4 protein-coding genes and 2 pseudogenes are annotated in these 10,213 nt (G+C 67.8%); 5 read left to right on the forward strand and 1 reads right to left on the reverse strand.

Annotated features, from left to right (window positions below):
• Positions 1 to 104 (forward strand): annotated as a pseudogene (locus tag CCN51_RS60240) (antibiotic acetyltransferase); the annotation flags it as partial.
• Between the two features lie 1,249 nt (positions 105 to 1,353).
• Positions 1,354 to 3,885: a rhamnogalacturonan lyase gene (locus tag CCN51_RS59400; protein ID WP_014181151.1), complete on the forward strand. Its 2,532-nt coding sequence runs from the start codon at positions 1,354 to 1,356 to the stop codon at positions 3,883 to 3,885.
• Between the two features lie 10 nt (positions 3,886 to 3,895).
• Here the strand turns inward: CCN51_RS59400 and CCN51_RS35420 are convergent.
• Positions 3,896 to 4,514: pseudogene (locus tag CCN51_RS35420) on the reverse strand (ISAzo13 family transposase); the annotation flags it as partial.
• 503 nt (positions 4,515 to 5,017) lie between these two features.
• On the opposite strand from CCN51_RS35420, the gene CCN51_RS35425 reads away from it, so the two are divergent.
• From CCN51_RS35425 to CCN51_RS35435, 3 genes are all read left to right on the forward strand, one after another.
• Positions 5,018 to 6,664 carry a glycoside hydrolase family 43 protein gene (locus tag CCN51_RS35425; RefSeq protein ID WP_014181149.1) on the forward strand — a complete coding sequence of 549 codons (1,647 nt, stop codon included), beginning with the start codon at positions 5,018 to 5,020 and terminating at the stop codon, positions 6,662 to 6,664.
• 255 nt (positions 6,665 to 6,919) lie between these two features.
• Positions 6,920 to 8,320 carry a glycoside hydrolase family 43 protein gene (locus tag CCN51_RS35430; protein ID WP_014181148.1) on the forward strand — a complete coding sequence of 467 codons (1,401 nt, stop codon included), beginning with the start codon at positions 6,920 to 6,922 and terminating at the stop codon, positions 8,318 to 8,320.
• Between the two features lie 378 nt (positions 8,321 to 8,698).
• A complete protein-coding gene (locus CCN51_RS35435; protein ID WP_043487987.1) occupies positions 8,699 to 10,063 on the forward strand; it encodes a glycoside hydrolase family 43 protein in 1,365 nt (454 codons plus the stop codon).
• Positions 10,064 to 10,213: the final 150 nt, after the last annotated feature.

The raw sequence follows: 10,213 nt of genomic DNA on the forward strand, positions 1-10,213 counted from the left end.
CTGTCGGCGACGGCGCCGTCGTCGGTGCCGGCAGCGTGGTTACCAAGGACGTCCCCGCAGGCGCGGTCGTCGGCGGAAACCCGGCCCGGGTCCTGCGATGGCGTGGACCGGCCCCCGCCGTCCCCGTCACCGCATCGGATCTGGCCGCTGCCGTCTCCGCATTCGCCGAAACCGCCCGTGCGCAGGCCGAAGACGTCATCGCCCGCTGCTTCGCCCCGACGGTGCAAGGCGGCCTGTTCGTCGACGCACCGGGCGGGCAGCCAACCGTACGCGCCCAGTGCGACGCGATCGAGATCGCCGACCTGCTGCTGGGACACGCACCCCATCCGTTGTCACGCGAGGCCCAGATCGCGCGGCTGCAGTCCTGGCAGGACCCCGCTACGGGACTGATCGGCGCGCTCGGTCCCGGCGGAGAGCAACAGCCTTCCCAGGACGGCCTGTTCGACAGGGCGACTGCCTATCACCTGCTGTGTGTCGGCTACGCCCTCGACGTCCTCGGCAGTGTCCTGCCCCATCCCGTCCACACCGTGGCCCAGGCCTCGGCCTCCGATGTGGTCACGGCGCTGGACGAGCTGCCCTGGCAGCAGGACGCCTGGTACGCGGGCGACTGGGTCGACACGCTGGGGACCGCGTTGCTGTGGAACCGTCGGCACGAGGAGACCGGTCGGCCGGGAGTCCTCGAAGCACTCCTGGGCTGGCTCCTCGCCCGCGCCGACCCCCGCACGGGACTCTGGGGCCCCGAAAGCCCGGCCGATGGACTGCTGTTGCCCGTCAACGGCTTCTACCGTGCCAGCCGCGGCACTTTTGCCCAGTACGGCCTGCCCGTACCGCATCCCTACCGTGTCATCGACAGCGTTCTCGCGCACGCCCGTGACGCCCGCTACACCAGCGCGCACCGTCAGACAGCCTGCAACGTCCTCGACATCGCCCACCCGCTGTGGCTGACCCGCGCCCTCGGCTACCGCGCGGAGGAAGTCACCGCACTCGCGCGGCGCCTGCTCACCGACGCGCTGGGGCACTGGGTCGACGGCCGGGGGTTCGCCTTCCGCGCCCCACATCCCACCACTGCTGGCACACACGAGACTCAACCCGGCCTGCAGGGCACCGAGATGTGGCTCGCCATCATCTGGTACCTGTCCGACCTCGCCGGAGTCTCCGACGCGCTGGGCTACCGGCCCCGCGGCGTGCACCGCCCCGAACCCGCCGCCCGGCTCAGCTGACCTCACGACGTTTCCGTCCGCACGCGCCCGCACCTGTTCACGCGGACGCACGCGTCTCTCCCTACAGCGAATGAATCGATTCATCAGGAGAAAGGGCACGTCCCACATGAGATTCCGTCCATCACGCCCACGCGTGGCCGCCCTCTCGCTGACTGCGTTGCTGATGTGTGCCGGCCTGCCGACAGCCCAGGCCGCGCCTCCGGCGCAGGCTGCATCATCAGGCAGGTCCGGACACATCCAGCTGGAAGAACTCAACCGAGGCCTGGTCGCCGCGCGCACCAGTGACGGCGTCTTCCTCACCTGGCGACTGCTCGCCGACGAGGTGACCGGCGGCTCGAAGGCCGGGCAGACGGGTGCGGACTTCCACGTCTACCGCGACGGCAAGCGCATCGCCACGGTCACCGACAGCACCGACTATGTGGATCAGGATGCCTCTGCTGGAGCTTCCTACCGGGTTGCGGCCGTCGTGGCCGGGCACGAGACCAACCTGAGCGACGCCGTCACCCCCTGGGACCACGACTACTACGACCTGCCGCTGAAGAAGCCCGCCGGGGGCGTCACACCCGCCGGAGAGCAGTACACCTACACCGCGAGCGACGTCAGCGTCGGTGACACGGACGGCGACGGGGCCTACGAGTACGTGGTGAAGTGGGACCCGTCCAACTCCAAGGACAACTCCCAGCGCGGCTACACCGGAAGCGTGCTGATCGACACGTACCGCTTGGACGGCACGCTCCTCAACCGTGTCGATCTGGGTCCCAACATCCGTGCGGGCGCGCACTACACGCAGTTCCTGGTCTATGACTTCGACGGTGACGGCCGCTCGGAGATGATGTTCAAGACCGCACCGGGCACCAAGACGATCCGCTACAACAGCGACGGCAGCATCAAGTCGCAGCGCTACATCACCCTGCCGCAGGCGGACCGGAAGGCCGGCTACACCAGCACCGACGACTACCGGCTCAGCAAAGACGGCTACTACCAGCACCTCGTCGACCTCTTCCGCAACTGGCAGAACCAGAAAGAGGTCAAGTCCGGGCAGTGGCCTGCCACGTTGGAGAAGTGCTTCGGCATCGACGCGCGCTACTCCTACCCCCTGTCCGAGCAGGACGCCAAGTCGCTCGCCGACTACTTCATGGACGTCTACGCCCCCGCCCGCTCAACGAAGAACGCCCTGCGCGACTTCGAAGGCTTCATCCTCGACGGGCCCGAGTACCTCTCGGTATTCGACGGCACCACCGGAACCGAACTGCAGACCGTGCACTACGAGCCCGGCCGCACCGACGACGGCCTCCGGTGGGGCGACTACGCCATGGCCCGCATCGAACCCGGCAACCGCGTCGACCGGTTCCTGTCCACCGTCGCCTACCTCGACGGCAGCCACCCCTCCGCCGTCTTCGCCCGCGGCTACTACACCCGCACCGCCGTCGCCGCCTACACCTGGGACGGCAAGCGACTGCACAAGCAGTGGTACGCCGATTCCGGCTGGGGCCAGATGACCAATCCGTTCAATGACGACCCCCACTCCAAGGACGGTTCCAACCCCAAGTACGCGGCCCTCACCGACCAGGGCTTCCACTCGATGACTTCCGCCGACGTCGACGGCGACGGCCGCCAGGAAATCGTCTATGGGTCGGCGACTCTCGACGACGACGGCAGCCTGCTCTACAGCTCCTACGGCACGCTGCCCGAAGGCAGCAACGCCCCCGGCAAGTCAGCCCGCCTGGGCCACGGCGACCGCATCCACGTCACCGACATCGATCCCGACCGGCCGGGTCTGGAGATCTACACCGTCCACGAGAACGCGAAGAACGCACCCTACGGCGTAGCCATGCGCGACGCGGCCACCGGCAAGGTCCTGTTCGGCGCCTACAGCGGCCTCGACACCGAACAGGCCATGGTCGGCGACATCGACCCGGACACCCGTGGACTGGAGAACTGGTCCTCCATGCCCGAAGGCACGTCCCAGCACGGTTTGTTCAGTGCCACCGGCAAGCAGCTGAGCACCACCACACCGGTGCTGAGCGAGCGCAGTATCCGCTTCACCCCTGACATGACCACCCAGATGATCAACAACTTCAAGAAGCAGCCGGAGCTCTACGACTTCCAGCGCGGCACCATCCTCAAGACCACCGGGACCATGGGCCCCATCTCTCTGGTCGCCGACCTGTTCGGCGATTACCGCGAGGAGATGGCCGTCCCCACCACCGACAGCTCTGCCCTGCGCATCTACACCAATACCCAGGACAGCGACCACAAGCTGTTCACGCTCATGCAGGACCCGCAGTACCGCGTCGAGGTGGCCCGCCAGCAGACCGCCTACAACCAGGCGTCCTACCCTGGCTACTACTTCGCGTCCGATACGGACTTCGCCAAGGTGCCCGTGCCCTCCCACTGGACACCGGGCGGCATCGCCGCCCTCCAGAATCAGCTGAAGGGCCTGATCGACAGGGCCGCCGTCACCGGCACGTTCTTCGCCCGGACACTCACCCAGGACCTCGCACGCGCCCAGGCCCACCTGACGCGCGGCAACCGTCAGGAAGCGGCACGCGAGGTGGATCGCTTCGCCACGGATCTGCACAAGCAGCACGGGGGCAGCGCCACCCAGGCCGCGGCCTCCGCTCTCGGCTACCAGGCCCGCACCCTGAGCGTGCAACTGCGCTGACGCCCGCGAGTGGTTTTCTGTCCCGGCTCGAACCGGGGCAGAAAACCACTCTCTCCTTCTTCTTGGCATCGACGCTGATCACCGGCTGCCCGGTGTCCCGATGGCCGCGTGCTTGCTCGTTGAGGTAACGGAACTGGGCGTCCCGATCCGCGTGCTGACAGCCCTCGAGCGTCTTGGCGTTGGCCTGCAGGCAGAAGCCCTCCTCCCGCAGCAGAGCGGCGACGGTATCCGCACCAACCCGGTGCCCCTGGCGGGTCAACTCGACCGCCAACGTGCGGGTCGACTTGGTCGTCCACGGCAACGGCGACATCGGATCCCCGCGCTCATCCGGCTCGACCCGCTGCAACAGCGCGGTTCGCAGCCCGGGATCGAGGTCCGCGACGCGTTTACGCCCGCCGCCCGGCCGCCGCACCCGCCCCAGCAGGGACTGGCCCGCCTCCAGATCGAACACACCTTGCGGACCGTCGTCTCACTCACCTCGCCGCCCGGGCCACGGCCCGGACACCGCCATGCCCCAACCCCCGGGCCTCCGCGGCCATCAGCAATCGCCGCTGCCGCTCGTTCAGATGCGGGAACAACACCGCGAACCTCACGGCAAGTTGATCACGCGTCTCGTCCGGAATGCGCATACGACGTCAACGAGCCGCCGACCTGAAAGCAACACCTTGATGATCGGTAGGCCCTTAGGGTGCGCCTCCGAACAACACGCAGGTTTACGCCACGGTAGTGCCGATCTCAGCACCTACCCGGTGCGACGTCGCCGCAGGTAGGCCGACGTAGTACAAGTCGCGTGCGCAGAACCTGAATCGGCGTGTTATTGATCTGCAGCCCGCAGGCGCGGCCACCAAGGCCGTCAAGACGTGTCACAGCAAGTCGTTGATCCAGCAGCCAGATTGATTGCAGCCCATGAAATCGCCGCACGAAGGGTGTTGACGGCCCTCACCGGACGTCTATCATCCGTGCTTGTCGAAGAATCGACCAACGTTCGATATCACGAACATAGTCGCGTGGAGCCGCCCACCGGAACCGGAATCTGTTTCTGCGTCACAGCCGGACCGTGCTGACCCCTCGGCCCGGCCTGACTCTCGGAGCCGTTGCGTCAACCAAGCCCAGCAAGGAGCACTGATTTGGCATGTCCTTGACCGGACGCGAGTGCAGCCGCAGGAGAGCTCTGACCACGACAGCCGGACTGATCGCCGCCACGGCCCTCACCGGCGCCGCCCCATCGGCCCACGCTGCCGCGAAGGCGCCGGACACCGCGGGGGCCGCCGCTGCCGCCTTCACCAACCCCGTCATCTGGCAGGACTTCGCGGACATCGACATCATCCGCGTCGACGACACCTACTACTGCTCCGCCTCGACGATGCACTACTCACCAGGAGCCCCCGTCCTGCGCTCATACGACCTGGTCAACTGGGAGTTCGCCGGCCACTCGGTCCCGGTGCTGGACTTCGGGGCGAAGTACGACCTCAACGGCGGCCGCGGCTACGTCAGAGGCATCTGGGCGTCCTCGCTGAACTACCGCCCCAGCTACCGGACGTTCTACTGGCTCGGGCAGATCGACTTCGCCAAGACCTACCTCTACGCCGCCCCGGCCGCCCAAGGCCCCTGGAACAGACACGCCGTGATCGACACCGCCTACTACGACGCGGGCCTGCTCATCGATGACGACGACACCCTGTACGTCGCCCACGGCAACACCACCATCAGCGTGGCCCAGCTCTCCCCGGACGCGACGACGGAGGTCCGCAACGAGGTCGTCTTCACCACCCCGGCCAGCATCGGCGTGCTGGAGGGCTCCCGCTTCTACAAGATCAACGGGAACTACTACATCTTCGTCACCCGCCCGGCCAACGGCCAGTACATCCTCAGGTCCACCACCGGTCCCTTCGGCCCCTACGAGATGCGGCAGCTCCTGCTCGACCTGCCCGGCCCGATCCCCGGAGGCGGTGTCCCCCACCAGGGCGGACTGGTCCGGACCCAGAACGGCGACTGGTACTACATGGCGTTCGTCGACGCCTACCCCGGCGGCCGGATGCCCGCCCTCGCCCCCATCACCTGGTCCCCGGACGGCTGGCCCACCGTCCAACTCTTCGACGGCGCCTGGGGAACCTCCTACCCGGTGCCGAACCTGCCGCCCCCGCCCCGCCAGGTCACACCTCTGACCGGCCCCGTCACCGACACCTTCACCAGCCCGGGCCTCGCCCCGCGGTGGGAGTGGAACCACAACCCGGACAACACCAAGTGGTCCACCGGCAACGGGCTGCGCCTGCAGACCGCGACCGTCACCGACGACCTCTACGCCGCCCGCAACACCCTGACCCACCGGATCCAGGGCCCCGCCTCCACCGCCACGGTCATCCTCGACCACCAGGGGATGCGCGACGGCGACCGGGCCGGACTCGCCCTCCTGCGAGACTCCTCGGCCTGGATCGGCATCAAGCGCGACGGCACCGCCAAACGCCTGGTGGTGACCAGCGACCTCACCATGGACAGCAACTGGAACACCACCAGCACCGGCCGCGAGGTTGTCAGCACCAGCATCCACGGCAACCGCATCTGGCTGCGCGCCACCGCCGACATCCGCCCCGGCACGGGCCGCGAAGGCCACTTCTCCTACAGCACCGACGGCACCAACTTCGCCCTCCTGGGCGCCGCCTTCGTCCTCAAGAACGACTGGCAGTTCTTCATGGGCTACCGATTCGCCCTCTTCCACCACGCAACCCGCGCGCTCGGCGGCTCGGTACACATCAGACGGTTCGAACTGGCCACACCCTGAGCGCCACCGCGGTGTAGGAGCATCTGGCCACTCGGCGCCGCCTCGCGCACGGCCGCTTCACGACCCCTCGTCCAGCGGCCCGTTCAACGCGCCCTCACCCAGGCAGCGCACAGCGCGGACAGGTCCCCGTGACAGCACGGCCCGGTCCGCATCCACGGTCGAACAGCGACCCCACCCTCACGGCCGCCCGACCTGAGGCCGCGGCAAAGCACTACCCCCCCGCACACGGATCCCTCCCTGATCGAGAGGCGTCACATGATTCTGCACAGGCTGAGACTTCTGCTGAAGTCATCGGCAACCATCGCCGCGCTGGCCATGACAGCGGCCCTCATGCTGGGAATCGCCCCGTCCGCCCACGCTGCGAACGCCGACGACGCGTACGTCATGGCGTACTTCAAGGAGTCCCTCAGCGGGGCCGGGAACGTCAACGCCGTCCATCTCGCCGTGAGCGACGACGCCCTGGAATGGACGCCGCTCAACAACAGCGAGGCCATCCTCACGCCGACGGCCGGAACCGGCGGCATCCGCGACCCGTTCATCCACCGCCTCAACGACGGCACGTGGGTGGTCCTCGCCACCGACATCGCCGACAGCAACTTCTGGGCGCCGAACCCGAACATCCACGTCTGGACCTCCCCGGACCTCGTGAACTGGTCGCAGGACCGCCTTCTCGCCGTCAACCGCACCAACCCGGACTCGTTCTCCTGGGCGCCCTCCATCCATTGGGACGCGAAGCGGGGGCAGTACGGCATCACCTTCTCCACCGTCCCCGCCGGCGCGAACCATTCAGTGATCATGGTCAGCTACACCAGCGACTTCGTGACCGCCACCGACCCCGTCGTCTTCTACGACGCCCAGGACTACGACGTCATCGACAGCACCGTCATCACCGGCGTCAACGGTATGAACTACCTGTACGTCCGCGGGAACGCGGGCCTGCGGGGCACGCGGTCCGCATCGCTGGAGCCCGGGAGCTTCACCCCCTACACCGACAACATCCTGGCCAACGGCTGCACCGAGGCGCCGACCCTGGTCAAATCCCTCACCGCCCCGACCTGGTACCTGTGGGGCGACACCTTCTGCCCCAACAACAGGTTCGACGTCTGGCAGGGCGACCTCGTGTCCGGCCAGTGGACGCAACTCGGCAGGCAGGACTACACGCCCCCGCTCAACTCCAAGCACAACGCGATCCACCCCATCACCGCGGCCGATCGCGACAGGCTGGTGCACGTCTACGGCAGCACCCAGTGGAACCGGCTCAAGTCCTTCAACTTCCCCGGCTCCTACGTACGCCACTCCGGATTCGTCGGCCGTATCGACGAGCTGCCCTTCGAGCCCTACGAAGACAGCCAGTGGCGCCTCGTACCGGGCCTGGCGGACCCGGCCGGCGTCTCCTTCGAGTCGGTCAACCATCCAGGGCAGTACCTGCGCCACCAGAACTTCGACGTACGCCTGTCCAGCAGCGACGGCAGCGCCGGCTTCAAGGCCGACGCCACCTTCTACAAAGAAGCCGGCCTCGCCAACGCCCACTGGTCCTCGTTCCGCTCCTACAACTACCCCGACCGCTACATCCGGCACTCCGGCAAGGTGCTCTACCTCCACGAGATCTCCGGATCGCCCGGCCGGGAGGACGCCACCTTCCGTGTGACGCACTGACGCCCGCGCTTCACCCGTCCACACGCGTCCGCCCCGCCAGGCCGCGATGCAAGCGGACTGCGCACTCACCTGGGTACGCGGTCAAACGGCAGGACGCGGCACCCGCATGCTGACGGATCGCTCCAAGAACTGACCGCACGCACACCGCTCCGCGCCGCCCGGTACGCAGCCTGCCTGACGTCGAGGCAGAGAGCCCGCTCTGAGACGCCGCGGACCCCCGCCCCCGCCCGCACGCCGAGCCGCGCGCCGCCGTGCGGGTGGGCCAGAAAGCTTCTCGTGTCCGAGGAGAGGAGCCCGCGCACGGCACGAGCAGTACAAGCGATCACCACGTTGGGAGCAACGATGAAATCCGTACCTGTGCCAACTCCGCTCGGCCTCATGCCCCGTCGCAGCCTGATCTGGCTGTTGAGCCTGCTCTGCCTCGCCGCCGTACTGGCGCCCACCGCGGCCCGAGCGGACAACCCCGTCGTCCAGACGATCTACACCGCCGACCCAGCCCCCCTGGTCCACGACGGGCGCGTCTACCTTTACACGGGTCACGACGAGGACGGCTCGACGAACTTCACCATGAAGGACTGGCGGGTGTTCTCGTCCTCGGACATGGCCAACTGGACCGATCACGGCTCCCCGCTCAGCGTGGAGACCTTCAGCTGGGCGAGCGCGAACGCGTGGGCGGGCCAGGTCACCGAACGGAACGGGAAGTTCTACTGGTACGTGCCGGTCACGAACGCGGCCACCGGACGCATGGCTATCGGGGTGGCGGTCGCGGACAGCCCCCTCGGGCCCTTCCAGGACGCCCTCGGACACCCGCTGGTGGAGAACGGCGAAATCGACCCCACCGTCTTCATCGACGACAACGGGCAAGCATACCTGTACTGGGGCAACCCGAACCTGTGGTATGTGACGCTGAATGAGGACATGACGTCGTACTCGGGCAGCCCGACCCGGATCCCCCTCACCACCGAAGGGTTCGGCAGCCGCACCGGGAACCCGGACCGCCCGACCCTGTACGAGGAGGGGCCGTGGGTCTACAAGCGCAACGGCCTCTACTACATGGTGTTCGCGGCGGAGTGCTGCTCCGAGTTCATCGCCTACTCGACCGCGCCCGGCCCGACGGGGCCGTGGACCTACCGGGGGACGATCATGCCGCGGGAGGGCGGCAGCTTCACCAACCACGCCGGCGTCGTCGACTACAAGGGGAACTCCTACTTCTTCTACCACAACGGGGCCCTGCCGGGCGGCGGCGGGTTCACCCGGTCGGTCGCGGTGGAGCGCTTCGCGTACAACGCTGACGGCACGTTCCCGACGATCACCATGAGTTCGGCCGGGGCACCCCAGGTAGGGACGCTGAACCCCTACGTCCGGCAGGAGGCCGAAACCAGCGCCTGGGCCTCCGGTATCGAAACACAGCCGTCCAGCGAAGGCGGCATGAACGTCGGCTGGATCGAGAACGGGGACTGGATCAAGGTCAAGGGCGCAGCCTTCCGTGCTGGTGCGGCCTCCTTCACCGCGAGGGTCTCCTCCCAGACCACCGGCGGCCGGATCGAGCTGCGCCTGGACGGCGCCGACGGCCCGCAGGTAGGGACGTGCACCGTCCCGGGCACCGGCGGATGGCAGACCTGGGTGAACGTCTCCTGCCCGGTGCACGGCGCGGCCGGGACCCGCAACCTGTACCTCAAGTTCGCTGGCGGCAGCGGCTACCTGTTCAACGTGAACACGTGGCAGTTCTCAACGGCCCCGTGATCCTCGGCTTGCCCCGATGCCCTCAGCAGGTGCTGCGGGCGTGCAGCGCACGGAGCGGCGCTCTGCCGTAGCCGGCTCGTCTGGTGGGCGAGCGCCACCACCAGCATCACGATACCGACGCCGTCGGTGCCTGAAGGACTCTGTTGGTCG

The sequence above is a fragment of the Streptomyces milbemycinicus genome, assembly GCF_002154605.1.
Taxonomy (GTDB): Bacteria; Actinomycetota; Actinomycetes; order Streptomycetales; family Streptomycetaceae; genus Streptomyces; species Streptomyces milbemycinicus.